Genomic DNA, 16,889 nt, shown 5'->3' with positions numbered 1-16,889 from the left:
CGCTATTTCTCCCCCGGCGTCCCGTCGAACTTCTTCTCGAGGCTCGCCCAGCAGTCGGCATAATCCTGCTGCAGCGGCATCTCGGTCGCGGCCCACTCGGTCAGGTGCTGCGGGAAGCGGGTCTCGAACATGAACTGCATCGTCTCGGTCTGCCGCACCGGGACCATCGGCTCGGTCGAGCCATGCTCGAACGCCGCCCGGTCCGGCCCGTGCGGCAGCATCATGTTGTGGAGGCTGACGCCGCCCGGCACGAATCCTTGCGGTTTTGCGTCGTAGACGCCGTGGATGTTGCCCATCAGCTCGGACATGATGTTCTTGTGATACCAGGGCGGGCGGAAGCTGTGCTCGGCCACCATCCAGCGGTCGCGGAACAGCACGAAGTCGATGTTGGCCGTCCCCTCCTGCCCCGAGGGCGCGGTCAGGACGGTGAAGATCGACGGGTCCGGGTGGTCGAAGAGGATCGCCCCGACCGGCGAATAGGTCCGCAGGTCGTATTTGTAGGCGCAGTAGTTGCCGTGCCACGCCACCACGTCGAGCGGGCTGTGGTCGATGAAGCTTTCGTGGAACTGGCCGCACCACTTGATGACCACGCGGCTTCGCACCTCGCGGCCCTCGAACGCCGCCACCGGGCATTTGAAGTCGCGCGGGTTAGCGAGGCAGTTGGCGCCGATCGGGCCGCGGCCGGGCAGGTCGAACTTCTGTCCGTAGTTCTCGCAGACGAAGCCGCGGGCGGGGCCGTCCAGCAGCTCGACCCGATAGACGAGGCCGCGCGGCAGGATGGCGATCTCTTGCGGGGCGAGGTCGATGACGCCGAGCTCGGTGGCAAAGCGCAGCCGCCCCTCTTGCGGGACGACCAGCAGCTCGCTGTCGGCGGAATAGAAATACTCGTCCTCCATCGAGCGGGTGACGAGGTAGATGTGGCTCGCCATGCCGACCTGGGTGTTGACGTCGCCGGCGGTGGTGACGGTGCGCATCCCGGTGAGCCAGGTCAGCGGCTCGTCGCCGTGCGGGACCGGGTCCCAGCGGTACTGGCCAAGGCTGATGACGCCCGGCAGGACGTTCGGCGCCGATTTCCAGTGCGGCACGTCGATGGGGGCGAAGCGCCCGACGTGCTGGACCGAGGGGCGGATGCGGTAGCACCAGGTCCGCTCGTTCTGGCCGCGCGGGGCGGTGAAGGCGGTGCCCGAGAGCTGTTCGGCGTAGAGCCCGTAGTTCACCTTCTGCGGGCTGTTCTGGCCCTGTGGCAGGGCGCCGGGCAGGGCCTCGGTCTCGAAGTCGTTGCCGAAGCCGGGCATATAGCCCTCATGCGCGGCGGTGCCGTTGCGGGTCTCGGCGCGCACCCGCGCCCCGGTCATCGGTCCGGTTCCCTGGTCCGTCATGTCGCGGCCTCCCTCGCCCCCATCGCGCGCCCCCTACCCCGGCGCCGATCCCTCACCAGACTATCGTTTCATATGCAACGATGTCAATCGGCGGTCGGGTCACCGCTCGCCGCCCCGCCGCCCTCGCGCCGGGCCGCGACCCGCGCCACGGCGCCGTCCAGCGCCGCGATCCCGGCGGTGAGCGTCGCCCGCTCGGCCTCGGTCATCTCGGACAGGATCTCGTCGGCGCGGGCGCGGACCTCGGCGAAGGCCTCGGCAAAGAGCGCCTGCCCCGCGGGGGTGATGGCATAGTGCCTGAGCCGCCGGTCCGAGCCCAGCACCGCGCGGGTGATCAGCCCCTTCCCCTCAAGCCGCGCTGCCGCCCGGCTGACCTGCACCTTGTCGAGCGAGGTCCGCTGCGACAGGCTGAGCGAGTCGATCTCGCCCGCGTCGTCGAGCAGGAACAGCAGCCGCCATTCCTCGCGCGTCAGGCCATAGGCGCGCAGGTAGACGGCGACGAGCTGGCGCGAGAACGCCTCGGCCGTGACCGCGAGGCGGTAGGGAAAGAAACCCTCGATCTCCATCGTCGTCCCCCGGCTGGGCCTGCGCGACGGGCAGGCGGCTGACGGCGGGCAGCTAAGACGCGGCCCGCCGGCCGGGTCAATCATGCCGCACCTGACCCGCTGGGCCGAGGGACAAAAAAAGACGCCCGCACGAAGCGGGCGCCAAGTCATGAGGCAGGTTTCATACAGGCAAGAAACCTATCGAGCAGTGCTCTTGATATACGCTTGAAACCCCTTGCCGCCAAGCCCCCCGGTTTGCCAGCCGCCCGGGGGGCCGATAGATTGGCGCCAAGACCGGGCGACACGATCCCGGCGCGGGGGCGGGGCAGCGATGCGAATCTTCAAATTCTCTAACGATTCCGCGATCACTCGCCTTGCGCGTGTGGCGGTGTTGGCGCTGACACCTGTTGCAGCGATGCCGCTGGCAAGTGCCGCCGCAGCGTCGGACGGCCCCGCCCATGCCCTTGCAATGTATGGAAAACCGGCGCTTGCGGCCGACCTGACCGGCTTCCCTTACGTCAATCCCGACGCGCCCCGCGGGGGGACGATTCGCTTTGCCGAGCCGGGGGGCTTCGACTCGCTCAAACCGTGGGTGCTCAAGGGCAATGCGGCGTGGGGCGTGGGCGTCCACGTCACCGAATCGCTGATGCTGCGGTCGATCGACGAGCCCTTCACCCTCTACTGCCTGCTCTGCGAGACGGTCGAGACCGACCCCGAGCGCAGCTGGGTCGAGTTCACCCTGCGCCCCGAGGCGAAGTTCTCGGACGGCAGCCCGGTGACGGTCGAGGACGTGATCTGGTCGCTCGAGACGCTGGGCACCAAGGGACACCCCCGCTACGCCGGCGCCTGGGCCAAGGTCGCCTCGGTCACGCCGGTCGGCGAGCGGGGGCTGCGCATCACCTTTGCCGAGAAGGACCGCGAGCTGCCGCTGCTGATGGGGCTGCGCCCGATCCTCAAGAAGGCGCAGTGGGAGGGGACGGATTTCGCCGCCTCGTCGCTGACCCCGCCGATCGGCAGCGGCGCCTATGTGGTGGACCGGGTCGATCCGGGCCGCGCGATCAGCTTTCGTCGCAACCCCGACTACTGGGGCAAGGACCTGCCGCTGACCCGCGGCCTGTGGAACTTCGACACCATCCGCTACGACTATTTCGCCGACAGCAACGCCATGTTCCAGGCCTTCAAGGCCGGCGAGGTCGATGTCTGGCGCGAGCTGAACGGGGTGAAATGGGCTAAGGAGTACAACTTCCCCGCCATCACCTCGGGCGCGGTCGTCAAGGAAGAGATCCCGCACCAGCGCCCCTCGGGCATCATCGGGCTGGTGATGAACACCCGCTCGCCGCTATTTGCGGACTGGCGGGTGAGGCAGGCGATGATCCTGGCCTTCAACTACCGCTTCATCGACATGACGCTGTCGGGCGGCACCGATCCGCGCATCGCCAGCTATTTCTCGAACTCGCCGCTGGCGATGGCGGCGGGGCCGGCGACGGGGCGCGAGGCTGAGCTGCTCGCCCCCTTCGCCGCCGACCTGCCCCCCGGCACGATCGAGGGCTATGCCCTGCCCGAGGGGTCCGAGAAGCTGCTCGACCGCAAGGCGCTGCGCGAGGCGGTGGGGCTGCTGGGCGAGGCGGGGTGGACCGTCGCGCCGGACGGGGTGCTGCGCAACGCGGGCGGCGACGCCTTCGCGCCCGAGATCCTGCTGAACCAGTCGGGCAGCGCCATGCGCTCGGGCGCCGAGGTGCAGCAGATCGTCGACATCTACGTCGAGGCGCTGAAGCCGCTGGGGATCATGCCGCGGGTGACGGTGCTCGACAGCGCGCAATACGTCGAGCGGACCAACCGCTTCGCCTTCGACATGAGCTGGTACGAGCGCGGGCTGTCGCTGTCGCCGGGCAACGAGCAATCGCTCTACTGGGGCAGCGCCAGCGCCGGGCAGGAAGGGTCGAAGAACTGGATGGGGGTCCGCTCGCCCGCCGTGGACGCGATGATCGACGAGGCGGTGAATGCCGCATCGGCCGAGGATCACGTCGCCGCGGTCAAGGCGCTGGACCGGCTGCTGACGGCGGGACGCTATGTGATCCCGGTGAGCTATCCGCAGGTCAGCCGGATCGCCCACGCCCGCCGCCTGCACCACCCTGAGCGGCTGCCGATCTACGGCGACTGGCCGGGGTTCCTGCCGGATGTGTGGTGGTCGGCCGAATAGCCCGCAGTCCGACGGCGTGAGTTTTCGCCGGCCCGGGCAGCAGGCCCCCGGTCAGGCTCGGTCAGCGGTCGCCGTCGTCGGGATAATCGTCGTCGTCCCCGAAGCGCGAGTCGTCGGCGTATTCGTCCTCGCCCTCGCCCACGTATTTCCCCGACAGCGCGATCGAGTGGTTGTCGTGGGTCGGGTCCATGACGACGTCCGAGGGGATCTCGCCCGCCAGCCACTCCTTGATGTCGGCGCGGGCTTCCTCGGGGTCCATCTCGGTGATTTCGGCGATGTAGCGGATGAAGGCGCGCTGGTCGCCGTCGATCTCGTCCAGCATCGCCTCGTCGGCGTCTTCCCATTTTTCCTGGATCGCCTCGTAGAAGGCGGTCCAGTTTTCCTGCACGTGCGACCAGCGCATCGACGTCTCCTTGTTCGATCACCCAGCCAACGACGCAACCCGGACCCGGTTCCCGCGAGCCGCGGCGTCGGCGCTCCGCGCAAGACCGGGCGGGTCAGACCGGGCGGATCAGCTTGCGCTCGAGCACCCGCAGCACGGTGGGCAGGTCATGGCCGCGCTTGAGCACCTGCCCGTCCATGCCGACGACCGCATACATCCCCTGCGCCGCCCTGAGCCGCGGCCGCTTCTCGATCCGGTAGAGCGGGTTCTCGGCCGCCCGGCGAAAGACCGAGAACACTGCCATCTCGCGCAGGACCGACATCCCGTAGTCGCGCCACTCGCCCGCCGCGACCATGCGGCCGTAGAGCGACAGGATCACCCCCAGCTCGGCCCGGTCGAAGGCCACGACCTCGGCGGCGGGGGGCGGGAAGATCGGCTGGATCGGCTGGATCGTCATGGCGTCAGGTTGGCACCGCGCCGCCCAGCGATCAACGGCTATTCCGCGATGCGGCCGCGGCGTCCCGTGGGTCACGCGTCCGCCGGTGCCGGAACCTCGACGTTGTCGATCAGCCGCACCGGCCCCAGCCAGGCGGCGGCGAGCAGCCGGGCCGGCCCCTCGGCGCAGGTCAGGGGCGCCAGCGTCTGGGGGTGGCGCAGGTCGAGATACTCCACCCGCGAGAAGCCGCAGTCGATCATCGCGGCGCGGGCGTCGTCCAGCACCCGCCCGACCTCCGCCCCCGCGGCCAGTTGCGCCGCCGCGCGCGAGAGCGCCGCATAAAGCACCGGCGCGGTGGCACGGTCGGCCACCGACAGCCGCGCGTTGCGCGACGAGAGCGCGAGCCCGTCCGCCTCGCGCAGCGTCGGGCAGGCGGTGATGACGATGGGGATGTTCAGGTCCGCCACCAGCCGGCGCACGATCTGAAGCTGCTGCCAGTCCTTCTCGCCGAAGAACGCCCGGTCGGCGCCGGTCATCAGGAACAGCTTGGTCACGATGGTGGCCATGCCGTCGAAATGCCCGGGGCGGAAGTCGCCGCACATCCCCTCGCTGAGCCCGGCGACGTGGATCGAGGTCGCAAAGCCCGGCGGATAGACCTCGTCCACCCCCGGCGCGAAGAGCAGGTCGACCCCGGCGGGGCCCAGCACGTCGCGGTCGCGGTCCTCGGTGCGGGGGTAGTTCAGCAGGTCTTCGGCGCGGTCGAACTGGCGCGGGTTCACGAACAGCGTGACGATCACCCGGTCGCAGGCCGCGCGGGCTGCGGCGACAAGCGACAGGTGGCCGTCATGCAGCGCGCCCATGGTGGGGACCACGGCGACGGTCTCGCCCGCCGCGCGCCAGTCGGCCACGGCGGCGCGCAGATCGGAGACGGAGCGGGCGACCTGCATCAGCGGACCTCATCGGCAAAGACGTGCTCGGGACCGGGGAAGCGGCGGTCCCGCACGTCGGCGGCATAGGCGGCGATCGCCTCGGCGGCGGTGGCGCCCAGCTCGGCGTAGCGGCGCACGAAGCGGGGGCGGAAGTCGGTGAAGAGACCCAGCATGTCGTCGATGACGAGGATCTGCCCGTCGCAGGCGGCCGAGGCGCCGATGCCGATGGTGGGAACCGCGATCTCGGCCGTGATCCGGCGGGCCAGGCTGTCGGGCAGCTTTTCCAGCACCACGGCAAAGGCCCCCGCCGCGGCGACCGCCGCCGCGTCGGCAGCGATGCGGGCGGCGTCGGCGCCGCGGCCCTGCACCTTGTAGCCGCCGAGCGCGTTGACCGCCTGCGGCGTCAGCCCGACATGGCCCATGACCGGGATGCCGCGGGCGGTGAGGAAGCGGATGGTGTCGGCCATGTGCGCCCCGCCCTCGAGCTTGACCGCCCCGGCGCCGGTCTCGGCCAGCACCCGCGCGGCGGTGGCGAAGGCCTGGGCGGGGCTTTCCTCGTAGCTGCCGAAGGGCAGGTCCACGACGACGAGCGCGCGGGTGGCGCCGCGCATCACCGCCTGCCCGTGGGCGATCATCATGTCGGTCGTGACGCCGAGCGTCGAGGGCAGGCCATAGACCACCATCCCGAGGCTGTCGCCGACGAGGATCACGTCGCAGGCCGCATCCGCGAGCCGCGCCACCGGGGTGGTATAGGCGGTGAGGCAGACGAGGGGCTGGCCGCCCTTGGCGGCCGAGATGTCGGGCGGGGTGATCCGCCGGACCGCTGCGCTGACGCTCATGGCAAACCCCCTCCTCGCCGGACCGTTGCGGGGTTCTAGCGGGATCGCGGCGAAAAGACAGGGTGTCGTTGCGGCGGGATGGCGTCTGCGCCGCGGCGGGGGTTCGCCCGGTGGACGGAGGCGTTCGCCCCTTCAGGATATTTGTGCAGGAAAGAACGGGGCGTGGTCAGGCGGCCAGCCGGGCGCCATCGTGGGCGCGGATGGTGACCTCGATCAGCGCGCCCTCGGGCTGGTCGCGGTCAAAGGCGACCTCGGTGAACTGTTCGGTGCGTCCAAGGCGCGGGCCTTCGGTCAGGACACTGTGGCGCTGGCCGACCTGGGCGGAGAGGTGGGCGGCCAGCGCCGCCGCGCCCGCCGCCCGCAGCCGTGCGGCGCGGTCGCGGATCGCCGGGCCGGGGACGGCCGGCATCCGCGCCGCCGGGGTGCCCTTGCGGGGGCTGTAGGGGAAGACGTGCAGGAAGCTCAGCCCGCAGTCGTCCACCAGCCGCAGCGAGTTCTCGAAATGCGCCTCGGTCTCGGTCGGAAAGCCGGCGATGATGTCGGCGCCGAAGACGATGCCGGGGCGCAGGCGGCGCGCCTCGTCGCAGAAGCGGATGGCATCGTCGCGCAGGTGGCGGCGCTTCATCCGCTTGAGGATCAGGTCGTCGCCGTGCTGCAAGGACAGGTGCAGGTGCGGCATGAGCCGCGGCTCGGTGGCGATCGCCTCCATCAGCTCGGGGTCGGCCTCGATCGAATCGATCGAGCTGATCCGGAGCCGCGGCAGGTCCGGCACCATCCGCAGGATGCGCCGCACGAGGTTGCCCAGCCGCGGCGTGCCCGGCAGGTCGGCGCCCCACGAGGTCAGGTCCACCCCGGTCAGCACCACCTCGTTGAAGCCGCGGTCACGCAGGCGGCGGATCTGGTCCACGACCACCCCCGCCGGGACCGAGCGCGAGTTGCCGCGTCCGAAGGGGATGACGCAGAAGGTGCAGCGGTGGTCGCAGCCGTTCTGGACCTGCACATAGGCGCGGTGGCGGCCGAAGCCGTCGATCAGGTGGCCGGCGGTTTCCCGCACCGACATGATGTCGTCGACCATCACCCGCTCGGTGCCATAGTCGGGCGCGGCGAGGCCCGCCCAGGTCGCGGGCTGCATCTTCTCGTGGTTGCCGATGACGCGGGCGACCTCGGGCATGGCGGCGAAGGTCTCGGGCTCGGTCTGGGCCGCGCAGCCGGTGACGATGATCGGCGCGCCGGGGTTCTCGCGCGCTAGGCGGCGGATTTCCTGGCGGGCCTTGCGCACCGCTTCGGCGGTGACGGCGCAGGTGTTGACGATCACCGCACCGGTGAGCCCGGCGCTTTCGGCCATCTCGCGCATCGCCTCGGATTCATAGGCGTTGAGGCGGCAGCCGAGGGTGGCGAGGATCGGGGCGCCGCTCATCGCGTGGCCTCGGCCAGCCAGTCGGCGGTCAGCGTGCCCTCGAACACCGTGGCCACCGGCCCGGTCAGCCACACCCCGTCGTCGCGCAAGTCCACCCCCAGCGTGCCGCCGTCGAGGTCGAGCGTCACCCGCCGCCCCGTCAACCCGCGCCGATGCGCCGCCACCGCGGTCGCGCAGGCGCCCGAGCCGCAGGCGAGCGTGACGCCGGTGCCCCGTTCCCACACCCGCATCCTGAGCCGGTCGGGGCCGGTGAGGCTGGCGAACTCGACATTGGTGCGCTGGGGGAACAGCGGGTCGTGCTCGACCTGCGGCCCGAGGGTGGTCAGCGGCGCGGCCTCGGCGTCGGGGACGAAGAAGACCGCGTGCGGGTTGCCCATGCCGACCGCCGCCGGGTCGCCGTCGAGCGGCAGGCGGGCGGTGTCCACCGCGCGCGCCAGCGGCACGGCGTCCCAGTCGAGCTGCGGGGCGCCCATGTTGACCCAGACCGCGCCCCCCTCGCGCACCGCCGTCAGCATCCCGCGCCGCGTGGCAAAGCGCAGGCTGTCGCGGCCCAGCGCCTCCATCATCCGCGCCGCCACGCAGCGCGAGGCATTGCCGCACGCCCCCGCCTCGGACCCGTCGGCATTCCAGAACACCAGCCGATAGTCGGCGTCGGGGTCGGGCAGGATCTCGGCCAGCTGGTCGAACCCCACGCCGCGGTGGCGGTCGCCGATGGCCCGCGCCAGCGCCGGGCTCACCCGCCCGGCGCCCGGCGCGCGGGCGTCGATCACGACGAAATCATTGCCCGCTCCGTGCATCTTGACGAAGGGCAGGCCGGGGGTGGGGCGGTGGTTCATCGCGGCGATATACGGTCGCCGTCGTGATTCCGCCAGTGGGCCGCGATTTTCCCCTTGACCCCCCCGTGCACCATCCCTAATCAGGCGCCCTGTGTTGGGCCCATAGCTCAGTTGGTAGAGCAACTGACTTTTAATCAGTGGGTCACAGGTTCGAATCCTGTTGGGCTCACCACTGTTCCCCTTGTGTCAAGCGACACGTGTAGTTAACTCAAACGACCGTGAAACTATCTCAAACGACACGCGAGATTAACTCAACGCGGCTTTGGCCCCGCTCGGGTGGGGTTCGGCGGGCGTGCGAACGCCCCGCCGAACGCGTCGACGGGGCGGATGCCTTGAGCCGTGATCAGATCGAGATGACCGGGATTACTGCGTCACGCAGATAGATCTTGCTGCAGTGGTCCGGCAGGGGAATCGGCCGCACCGTGGCCTTGTCGAGCCGTGCCGCGACATGCTTCGCCTGTGTTCCCAGTTGATGGGCGATCAGCCCGAGCGGGAGATGTTTCGAAAGAAACCTGCTCAGGTCCGCCGGCTCGACCAGCGTCAGCGGCTGACGCGAGCGGGGATGGCGCACCTCCCGGCTCATGATCATCCCCTCTTTCAACAGCAGGCTCACGGTGGAACTGTTGACATGAAGCCGTGCCTTGAGGTCGGCGCGTGTCAGGCCGGTCAGCGGCTTGCCTTCGAACAGGTCCAGCACTTCGGACAGGTCGAACAGCAGGCCCGGCATCCCGTCAGGATCGCGCAGCCGGCAAGTCTTTCTGAGCCGGCCTGCGATCTGCGCGCGCAGCAGATCACCGCTCGTCACCTTGGCCTTATTGCAGACCAGCCGGATCGGAAAGGACCCTTTGGGCGCGGTGTCGACCACTTGAGCATGAACGCTGACTGCGGAGAAGAAGGCATCGACGTCGTGTGGCAGGAACAGCTTGTCCAGCCCTGGCAGCGCGATTCCGTGCCGCAGCAGCCCGACCTCCGCCAGACCGTCGACTGCCGACGGGTGGACGTCCAGCCTCCGGGCCGCCGCCTTACGGTCGAGGCCGGACGACAGGGCCGTCAGTTCGGCATGATATGCATCCGGCGCCACCCGCCGCAGCGCGTCACCTTCGATCCCGGCGGCGTGCTGAAAGCGGGTGATGCGGCCGGTACTGAGGCCGTAGGCGCGGCCCAGCTCCGACCAAGTGAACCAGCGCCGCTCGGTGGAGGTCTCGCCCAACACCTGCTGACCGGGCGACAGGGGATAGTTGTCGAAGACGAAGGTTCGGAAATGGTCCAGGACGGGTCGATACCGGTCAGGATGGGAAAGCCTCTGTAACCAGCGAGCAAAGAACCCGAAGTCGCTGTAGAACCCGCCGCGGTCGCTCGTCGATCGCCTGCGCACGGTGTCGTAGGCAGCGGACAACGCATCGCTGCCCTGAGCACAGATCGCGAAGCCGCACCCGCCCGCAGTGGCTCGCTCCCTGCCGGACAGGGCCTGCGGCCGCGGATCCGGACCCGAGGTGACCAGAATGCCCAGATTCTCACAGAGGCGGGCAGCCACATCGACAGGAAGGCGATCCAGCAGAGTAAGGCCTGTCCGATTCGTATCCTGACAGAGCCGGGCCCTGATATAGCGTATAAAGTCCGTGGCATCGTGTCCGAGTTCCTCTGGCTGGTTGACTGGGCCTGGCGCGCCGAGCGCCCCGAGGCGACCCGCGAAGTCATGCGGACAGCGCGGGTAAGTTGGTGCAGGCAGCACGTCCAGGAGCGTGCCGTGATCCGGACAGACCCTAAGTGGGTCGATCTGCCACAGCGCGCGCCCGTAGCCCCTGCCGTGCCGGTCCCTGTCGCCGGTCAGGCAGACCGGGCAGTATCTGAGCGCCGAGCGATCGAGGAAGGACAGGGGAAGCTCATGGTCCCGGAACCGGAAGAAGCCATCGCCCACCGGCGCAAAGCTGTGCGCGACGAGGTCCGGCACTGCGATCCCCGTCAGTTCGGACAGGTCCCGAACCGTGTCGGGATCGAGTTGCAGGACTCGCCGCCAGGACAGCCCCATGTCCTGGGCAAAATCCTGCACATGAGACGCACCGTTCTTTGCTGCGAGATACGAGACGCAGGACGGCAGCGTCTCTCCGGGCAGGATGGGGAGGCGGAGACCGATTCTCATCTGCGCCCTGCCTTTGGCCCGGGACCAGGCTCGGTCAGCAGCAGCCTGCGCACATCGAGGGCGCGGAAATCGTCGGCGATGAACGGGTTGAGACCGTCAGGGACGCCCGCGCGCTTGCCGAAACAGGCTGCGAACGACCGGACAGACAGGCTGTCTGCGTTCGACAGCAATGCCTCACCGATCGCCTCGCAGATCAGTTCGACGAGGATTCCGAAGCAATGATCCGCCGCATGGATCAGCCGCTTGATGAATCGCGTCTGGGCAAGCTCATCGTCGACGGTGATCCCGGCCACGGATGCGTATTGCCGAAGGGCAGACAGCAGCATCGGCCCGTCGACACTGACGCTGAGTGCTCGGTGCGTGATGGGCTTCAGACGCCGGGCGAGCTGAGGGTCCATGTTCACCAGGTCGAGCAGTTCGGGCATCCCGCTGAGGATCAGGCCGACCGGCCACTGGGGAGACTGCATCAGCGACTTGAGCGTGCTGATCACCGCCTGCTGGTCGGCACGGTTGTTGTGGCGGCTGAAGTCCTGCGCCTCGTCGAGATGCAGGAACAGCACCTGCCGCTGCGCGAACTGGGCCTTCACCAGCTGCCAGATGATATGGGCAGAGCGATCCCGACGCAGCGGATAGCGGAGCGCCTCCAGTATGCTGAGGCCGACACCCTTGGGTGTCGCCGGCGAGGGCACCGTCATGCTGACAACGTCCGCACGCTCGTCGTCATCTGTCAGCAGGCGCAGGCCGGACGGGTGGTGCCGAAACGCATTCCGGATGAGCGTAGTCTTGCCGGCGCCCGATGGCGCGACGACGAGCAGGCCACGCGCCTCCGGTTGTCGCCCGTCCTCAGCACTGGCCCGGCGCTGAGCCAGCAGGAAGTCGAACTCCTGCTGGAATTCGCGATAGGTGGGCGTCTGAAACAGCCGTCCCTTCAATTCCGTCACCCGCCTGGCGACCTCTGCGATCCGATCGGGGGACGCGGTCATCGGCCGTCCTCCAGAAGCCAGGTGTCGTCAGGTTGGATCGGAGCTTGGTCCTCGTCCTGCCCCTTGTCCGGCAGGCTAAGCGGGATGCTGGTGGCTGATGGTGTCGGCACCTCGATCTCAGTGGCTGGCAGGATCTCCCTGCCGACGCCGTCGGGAGCCTCCTCCAGCCGGGTGTCGATCTCGTCCCGGAAGCGGAACCCCTCGAACAGGGTTTTATGCAGTTTCTGCACGTACTCGACCGAATGGCCAAAGGGGGTCGCCTCTCGACGACGCAACCTCGCCCGGGCGTCCGACGCGATCGCCCGAATCGTGCGGGCAGCGTTTGCCCGCAGATGAGCGGACAACTCGGCCTCATGCTTGTAACGTTCGCGGAGTCTGCGACACTCCTCGACCCACTCGGGCAGGCTGATCCCCTCCATGTCCTTCGTGTGCGGCCTGGCGGGCACCCATTTCCCGCCGACCTCCACGGCCACCATGCCCAGGTTGGCGGTATCGATCCGAACCCGCAGGCTTCGGTCGATGCCCGTGGCGTAATGCTCTCGCAGCTCTGGACAGCTGTAACGGTTACCAAAGACAGTAACGCCTTGCTTGCCCACGCGCAGCTGAAGCTCGATGCCGAGCGCGGCACAGCGGGTGAGGCGGTCAACCGGGGGCTGGAGGAAACCGGTTTCCTGTTCCAGATCGCGCCACCGCCTGGAGGGCGTTTGCCCTCCCAGCCCGTCGTGAGGCGTATGATGATATTCATCGACGATGTAGCAGACCAGAATCCTGATCAGGTCGTCGTCATCTAGGCAGGCATTCGCCTCGGCATCGTAATCGCCACGCTTTGTCGGGTTGGATTGGGTGTGTCCCGGCAGGCGAGGTGTCAGGGTTCTGTTGAGGGTCCCGAACCAACGTTCGATCATCGCGCGCAGTTCGGCACATTTGACCGCCGCATACTGGAGGGCAGAACCCAGATCGATCACGCGCTCCATTGAGTCACTCGCCACGAAGCTGGCGCCAGTGTCTGTCGCGATGATCACCGGGCGGCCGCATTGATGCCACGTGCCGCTGGCGCCGCAGGCACGCGCCAGCTCGGTCTTGTCAGACACCACCATCTCCAGGAGCTTTCGGAATTCTTCTGCTGACGGGGTCGCAGCAATCCGGATACCCAGGATACACCGCGATGCCCTGTCGATCGCGACGGACACCCATCTCCTGCCGGCGGGAAGCTTCTCGACTATGTCTTCGGAGAGGAGCGAAAGGAGTCCCAAGTCCCTGAACAGGGTGATCAGATCGACTTCCCAGTCGTCGATCTCCACGACTTCGAGCAAGCACACCCCGGCAGGACCGCTCAGGTATGAGCTGAACCGGTGCCGAGCCTTGTCGATACCCTCCTGGGCGCAGATTCGTTCGAAGGCCGACAACCCGGCGATCATGCGTTGGACCTGTCGCCGACTATAGATGTAGAGCGGCGCTTTCCGGTCTGAGCGGCGTTGACTATTGATCTCCTGCAAGCGGGAGACCACCTCGCGCGCAGGCGCCGAGAGGCCCCGCGTCTCGGGTGTGAGTGCCTCGCGTATCAGCTGGTAGGTCACCTCGCGGCTCTCTGCACACGCCGCCCGGCGGTTGTGCTGCACCCGGGGCTGCTTGGGCTTGTGCGCCAGCACATCGCCCACAGCCTCGCGGAAGATCCGGTAGTGTCTGCGCAGCGTACTCGGGCTCGGAACCGTGAAATCGAATATCCCGCGTCGCAGTTCCTCAGGCACGAACCGTGCGATCTGCTTCGGATTCTGATCGATCTCCCACTGCACCCTTTCCCGGAATGCCGCGAGCGAGGCGTCGGAAAGTGTGGTGGAAGCAGCAACGATCTCGCGGTGAAGCCGATCTGCGAAATAGTGCATCTTCAGCGCGTGGAGCCGTTGCCGAGGCGATGCAAGCGCCAGCCTGGCCTCAGCGTTCTGCCCACGACGCGGATGCTGCGCATCGTAGTAGCCGCGATCGTGGCGCCAGGCCGGCGTCGTCATCAGCGTATCCAGCTCCTCCTGACTGAGGATCCGCACATGCTCGTCGTCATCCTCGGCAGCGAAGTAATAGTCACCGCAATGTGCGTCTTGCTTGATCAAGCGGTAGGTCTTTGCCCCGATCGTAAAGCGATCGGAGCGCTTGAAATCATACGGAAGGGTCATTCCACCCTCCCTACGAACGATGCCGGCGTGATCTGACCACGCGACAGGTGGCGCAACATGCCGGCATAGACCGCGCGAAGAACCGCCCCGAACATGCGGCCACCAAGGTGACCGGCTTGCGCGCTCAGGGCGCGGATCTGGACGCGGCCGTGAAGATCGGTGCACAGATGCGTCAGCGCGGCGTCGGCTTCCGGATCCGGGTTCTGAGTGGCGTAGTAGTACCGCCGCGCATCCCTTGCAGCCTCGGGTGTATAATCGCGGTCAGTAACCAGCACGACCTTGTCGCAGAACCCCGGGACGGCAGCCCGGGCGATCAGGGCAAGTTCGCGATCGAAACCTTTTGCGATCGCTCGATCGTATGGCCTGACCGCCCTGGCGATCCGGGTGCCGTCGACCATCGTGAACAGGAAGTCAAAGGTATGCAGGCGCCGGCGCCCGTCGGACGCCTCGTAGGCAACAGGGCCTGCCTGTTCCCACACATCGTGAACCTGGCCCGTCGCCAGGGTCAGGAAGAGGCAGTCGGCTTCTCCCTTCGATTCGAGCCCGATCAGGCGCGGACGGCCTCCATCCGCTGGAACGCCGATTGGCAGGAATGTCCGGACACTGGTTCTTGAACGGGGACTGATCCGACGGGTTGCCCTGCTGGGCAGGGCCTGGGTGAAAACGCCTTGGACAGATGCACCGTGCATCCTGATCCTCCTTGATCCGATAAAGTGTGACACCCCCTCTGCGGGCGAGCCGCAGAGGGTTGACATCAGCGCGGAAAAGAGGGAGCCAAGGAGATGCAAGGGTCTCCAGAGATCCATGACGGGGCTTGTCGGTGCAAACGACAGGTCCCGTTTTCTTTTCCGGGGAGCGGGTGATCGCTCCGGAAATGGCCGAGTGCTATGTGCGTCAGGTCATCGTCGGGCCCCCCTGCTGGTGTAAAGGCCGGGGAAGAGGTCGTCGACCGACGTGTTCAGCACGGTCGCGACATACTCCGCCACCCGCCGGGAGCGGCGCTCGCCCTTGACCACGATGGATACGGTAGAGCCACTGACGCCGAGCGCCTTGCCGACGTCTGCAAGCGTCAGCCCGCGCAGCCGAAGCGCGTATTTGATGGTTTCGCGCTGGTTGCCATCGGCATGAAGCTGTTCATGAAACATGGGCTGCTTGCATCCATCCGTGAGACAGGATGGGCAAAGCTTAGGCGACCGCGAATCACCCTGTCAATGTCACTTGAAAGGACATGCGAAAAAAGCCGCGAAAAGCAGCTTGTCATGTCCATCTCTAAACTCAAATCGCCAGTCCTGTCAATCGTTGTTCCGGCACTTGTGGAGTGGAGAAATGCGCAAGCTCCAGCCGCCGCGCGGCGCGCGACGGAACAGCAATGCTCGTCAAGTCCGCCTCAGGGGCAGGGTTTGGAACATGCCGGCCGCAGGTCCGGTAAAAGGGGTGGCGCAGCCTCAGGAGAATAGCGGTCGGTCGCCCCACCAACGGGCCTCCACATGCCGCAGATGCGTCCGCGGCAGAGTCCGAAGAAAGGCTTCGGAGACGACCCATTTCTTCAGCACCCGCGGCATCGGCTCCTGCGCCAGCTGCAGCAGTCCGCCGTCTTCCTGGCTCAACCTGCGAACCTCGGCCACGAGCGCCTCGGCGCGTGGATCGAGATCGACAACCTGAATTGTCGGACGGTTACTGGTCCGCTGACCCGGAGGCAGGGCCACCACGCGTGCGGTCGCATAACCGGCCACCACCAGCGACACGGCTGCGTCGCGGGCAACCCAGCCGCGCAGGCTGATCAGGCACGCCGCGAGCTTGAGAAGCTCGTTCTCGCTTACCGCCGAGATGTCATCGTCGGTCACAGCTTCATGTCCGACGGCTTGACGGTCCCATCGGCGACCGCGGCTTTGATCTGCCGGTCCGTCTCAGCGACGTCCATCCGGGCGAGGTCGAGATCATACAAGTCAAAGCTCAGCGACGACTGCCCTGCCTTGCTGTGATATTGCATGCTCAGCACCGCGAGACATTCGGGGTGTTCGTCCGGCGGACGCTGGTCATCGAACGCATAGCCGTCATAACCGGTATAGCCGCAGGGTTGTTCGGTTTGCTGTGGCATCTGCCCGTCCTTGGTCCAGACATACATGGCCTCGAGTCCGAAGGTGCCATCGGGCAACAGCCAGGTCGGCTCGCCGTAAAGCTCGGCCAGTTGGGCCAGCACCTCCGCCAGTTCCGGCAACTCGGCATTGGGCTTGCGGATGCGGCGCGCGATCGAGATGACGCGCCCGTCCAGAACCGGTGTGCCGGTGATCAGCTTGACGCTCTCAAAGGGCTCATCTCCCATGGTCGTGTAGATCGACACTGCTGCGGTTTCGTAACCGACCGTCAGATCGGCCTCGAACTGACGGCCGTTTGGCGCGGTGACGACCTGCTGCCTGACCATCGGAGACAGCTCGCCACCCAGATGGCTCTCAATCTGCGGGATCACCTCGGTAGAGATCTGTCCCGGCTGGATGTCGAGAATTCTGTAAGGATAGGGACGCGGCGCGGGGGGCGGCAGGGGCGTCAACTCGTCGGCATGAACCGGTGCAATGCTCACGGCAAGCACGGTGGAAACCACGGACACGATACGCATGAAAAAGTGCTCCCAGATTATAGA

16 protein-coding genes and 1 tRNA gene are annotated in these 16,889 nt (G+C 67.4%); 2 read left to right on the top strand and 15 right to left on the bottom strand.

Annotated features, from left to right (window positions below; genetic code table 11):
- Window positions 1–2: 2 nt before the first annotated feature.
- Window positions 3–1,355 carry a homogentisate 1,2-dioxygenase gene (gene hmgA, locus HGN31_RS09070; protein WP_168783883.1) on the bottom strand — a complete coding sequence of 451 codons (1,353 nt, stop codon included), beginning with the start codon at window positions 1,353–1,355 and terminating at the stop codon, window positions 3–5.
- A gap of 107 nt (window positions 1,356–1,462) precedes the next feature.
- A complete protein-coding gene (locus HGN31_RS09065; RefSeq protein ID WP_168782994.1) occupies window positions 1,463–1,942 on the bottom strand; it encodes a MarR family winged helix-turn-helix transcriptional regulator in 480 nt (159 codons plus the stop codon).
- A gap of 310 nt (window positions 1,943–2,252) precedes the next feature.
- Here HGN31_RS09065 and HGN31_RS09060 point away from each other — a divergent pair, with 310 nt between their 5' ends.
- Window positions 2,253–4,121: an extracellular solute-binding protein gene (locus HGN31_RS09060; RefSeq protein ID WP_168782993.1), complete on the top strand. Its 1,869-nt coding sequence runs from the start codon at window positions 2,253–2,255 to the stop codon at window positions 4,119–4,121.
- Window positions 4,122–4,182: 61 nt separating this feature from the next.
- Here HGN31_RS09060 and HGN31_RS09055 read toward each other — a convergent pair whose 3' ends face one another.
- The 6 genes from HGN31_RS09055 to dapF form a co-directional block, all read right to left on the bottom strand.
- Window positions 4,183–4,524: a hypothetical protein gene (locus HGN31_RS09055; protein ID WP_036702892.1), complete on the bottom strand. Its 342-nt coding sequence runs from the start codon at window positions 4,522–4,524 to the stop codon at window positions 4,183–4,185.
- A gap of 94 nt (window positions 4,525–4,618) precedes the next feature.
- Window positions 4,619–4,960 carry a DUF2794 domain-containing protein gene (locus HGN31_RS09050; protein ID WP_168782992.1) on the bottom strand — a complete coding sequence of 114 codons (342 nt, stop codon included), beginning with the start codon at window positions 4,958–4,960 and terminating at the stop codon, window positions 4,619–4,621.
- A gap of 71 nt (window positions 4,961–5,031) precedes the next feature.
- The gene (gene panC, locus HGN31_RS09045; RefSeq protein ID WP_168783882.1) at window positions 5,032–5,889 is read right to left on the bottom strand and encodes a pantoate--beta-alanine ligase; all 858 of its coding nucleotides are present in this window, start codon (window positions 5,887–5,889) and stop codon (window positions 5,032–5,034) included.
- On the bottom strand, window positions 5,886–6,707 hold the full coding sequence (panB, locus tag HGN31_RS09040) for a 3-methyl-2-oxobutanoate hydroxymethyltransferase (protein WP_168782991.1): 822 nt from the start codon (window positions 6,705–6,707) through the stop codon (window positions 5,886–5,888). The genes panC and panB overlap by 4 nt, the downstream gene beginning before the upstream one ends.
- A gap of 166 nt (window positions 6,708–6,873) precedes the next feature.
- Window positions 6,874–8,124: a tRNA (N(6)-L-threonylcarbamoyladenosine(37)-C(2))-methylthiotransferase MtaB gene (mtaB, locus tag HGN31_RS09035; RefSeq protein WP_168782990.1), complete on the bottom strand. Its 1,251-nt coding sequence runs from the start codon at window positions 8,122–8,124 to the stop codon at window positions 6,874–6,876.
- A complete protein-coding gene (gene dapF, locus HGN31_RS09030) occupies window positions 8,121–8,960 on the bottom strand; it encodes a diaminopimelate epimerase (protein WP_036702899.1) in 840 nt (279 codons plus the stop codon). Before dapF ends, mtaB begins: the two co-directional genes overlap by 4 nt.
- A gap of 96 nt (window positions 8,961–9,056) precedes the next feature.
- Here dapF and HGN31_RS09025 point away from each other — a divergent pair.
- Window positions 9,057–9,132: transfer RNA gene (locus HGN31_RS09025), tRNA-Lys, on the top strand.
- A 171-nt stretch (window positions 9,133–9,303) separates the two neighbouring features.
- Here HGN31_RS09025 and HGN31_RS09020 read toward each other — a convergent pair.
- The 7 genes from HGN31_RS09020 to HGN31_RS08990 all read right to left on the bottom strand — a co-directional run bounded on the left by HGN31_RS09020 (window position 9,304) and on the right by HGN31_RS08990 (window position 16,865).
- On the bottom strand, window positions 9,304–11,100 hold the full coding sequence (locus HGN31_RS09020) for a TniQ family protein (protein WP_168782989.1): 1,797 nt from the start codon (window positions 11,098–11,100) through the stop codon (window positions 9,304–9,306).
- Entirely contained in the window at window positions 11,097–12,083 is a 987-nt protein-coding gene (locus tag HGN31_RS09015) for a TniB family NTP-binding protein (protein ID WP_168782988.1), read from the bottom strand. Before HGN31_RS09015 ends, HGN31_RS09020 begins: the two co-directional genes overlap by 4 nt.
- Window positions 12,080–14,251 (bottom strand): Mu transposase C-terminal domain-containing protein, encoded by a 2,172-nt coding sequence (locus HGN31_RS09010; RefSeq protein ID WP_168782987.1) that lies wholly within the window; start codon window positions 14,249–14,251, stop codon window positions 12,080–12,082. The genes HGN31_RS09015 and HGN31_RS09010 overlap by 4 nt, the downstream gene beginning before the upstream one ends.
- Window positions 14,248–14,940: a hypothetical protein gene (locus HGN31_RS09005; protein WP_168782986.1), complete on the bottom strand. Its 693-nt coding sequence runs from the start codon at window positions 14,938–14,940 to the stop codon at window positions 14,248–14,250. Before HGN31_RS09005 ends, HGN31_RS09010 begins: the two co-directional genes overlap by 4 nt.
- Window positions 14,941–15,150: 210 nt before the next feature.
- Window positions 15,151–15,396 carry a helix-turn-helix domain-containing protein gene (locus tag HGN31_RS09000; RefSeq protein ID WP_168782985.1) on the bottom strand — a complete coding sequence of 82 codons (246 nt, stop codon included), beginning with the start codon at window positions 15,394–15,396 and terminating at the stop codon, window positions 15,151–15,153.
- 300 nt (window positions 15,397–15,696) lie between these two features.
- Window positions 15,697–16,095: a hypothetical protein gene (locus HGN31_RS08995; protein ID WP_036709458.1), complete on the bottom strand. Its 399-nt coding sequence runs from the start codon at window positions 16,093–16,095 to the stop codon at window positions 15,697–15,699.
- The gene (locus HGN31_RS08990) at window positions 16,092–16,865 is read right to left on the bottom strand and encodes a hypothetical protein (protein ID WP_168782984.1); all 774 of its coding nucleotides are present in this window, start codon (window positions 16,863–16,865) and stop codon (window positions 16,092–16,094) included. Before HGN31_RS08990 ends, HGN31_RS08995 begins: the two co-directional genes overlap by 4 nt.
- Window positions 16,866–16,889 lie beyond the last annotated feature (24 nt).

The sequence above is a fragment of the Paracoccus sanguinis genome (assembly GCF_012689545.1).
GTDB classification, from domain to species: Bacteria; Pseudomonadota; Alphaproteobacteria; order Rhodobacterales; family Rhodobacteraceae; genus Paracoccus; species Paracoccus panacisoli.
The sequence above is the reverse complement of the archived record's forward strand: the minus strand, read 5'-3'. Positions and strand labels throughout refer to the sequence as shown.

Bases quoted from the DNA above. Each gene is read 5' to 3' on its own strand.
- hmgA (WP_168783883.1), bottom strand. From the start codon at position 1,355: ATGACCGGGGCGCGGGTGCGCGCCGAGACCCGCAACGGCACCGCCGCG.
- HGN31_RS09065 (WP_168782994.1), bottom strand. From the start codon at position 1,942: ATGGAGATCGAGGGTTTCTTTCCCTACCGCCTCGCGGTCACGGCCGAG.
- HGN31_RS09060 (WP_168782993.1), top strand. From the start codon at position 2,253: ATGCGAATCTTCAAATTCTCTAACGATTCCGCGATCACTCGCCTTGCG.
- HGN31_RS09055 (WP_036702892.1), bottom strand. From the start codon at position 4,524: ATGCGCTGGTCGCACGTGCAGGAAAACTGGACCGCCTTCTACGAGGCG.
- HGN31_RS09050 (WP_168782992.1), bottom strand. From the start codon at position 4,960: ATGACGATCCAGCCGATCCAGCCGATCTTCCCGCCCCCCGCCGCCGAG.
- panB (WP_168782991.1), bottom strand. From the start codon at position 6,707: ATGAGCGTCAGCGCAGCGGTCCGGCGGATCACCCCGCCCGACATCTCG.
- mtaB (WP_168782990.1), bottom strand. From the start codon at position 8,124: ATGAGCGGCGCCCCGATCCTCGCCACCCTCGGCTGCCGCCTCAACGCC.
- dapF (WP_036702899.1), bottom strand. From the start codon at position 8,960: ATGAACCACCGCCCCACCCCCGGCCTGCCCTTCGTCAAGATGCACGGA.
- HGN31_RS09020 (WP_168782989.1), bottom strand. From the start codon at position 11,100: ATGAGAATCGGTCTCCGCCTCCCCATCCTGCCCGGAGAGACGCTGCCG.
- HGN31_RS09015 (WP_168782988.1), bottom strand. From the start codon at position 12,083: ATGACCGCGTCCCCCGATCGGATCGCAGAGGTCGCCAGGCGGGTGACG.
- HGN31_RS09010 (WP_168782987.1), bottom strand. From the start codon at position 14,251: ATGACCCTTCCGTATGATTTCAAGCGCTCCGATCGCTTTACGATCGGG.
- HGN31_RS09005 (WP_168782986.1), bottom strand. From the start codon at position 14,940: ATGCACGGTGCATCTGTCCAAGGCGTTTTCACCCAGGCCCTGCCCAGC.
- HGN31_RS09000 (WP_168782985.1), bottom strand. From the start codon at position 15,396: ATGTTTCATGAACAGCTTCATGCCGATGGCAACCAGCGCGAAACCATC.
- HGN31_RS08990 (WP_168782984.1), bottom strand. From the start codon at position 16,865: ATGCGTATCGTGTCCGTGGTTTCCACCGTGCTTGCCGTGAGCATTGCA.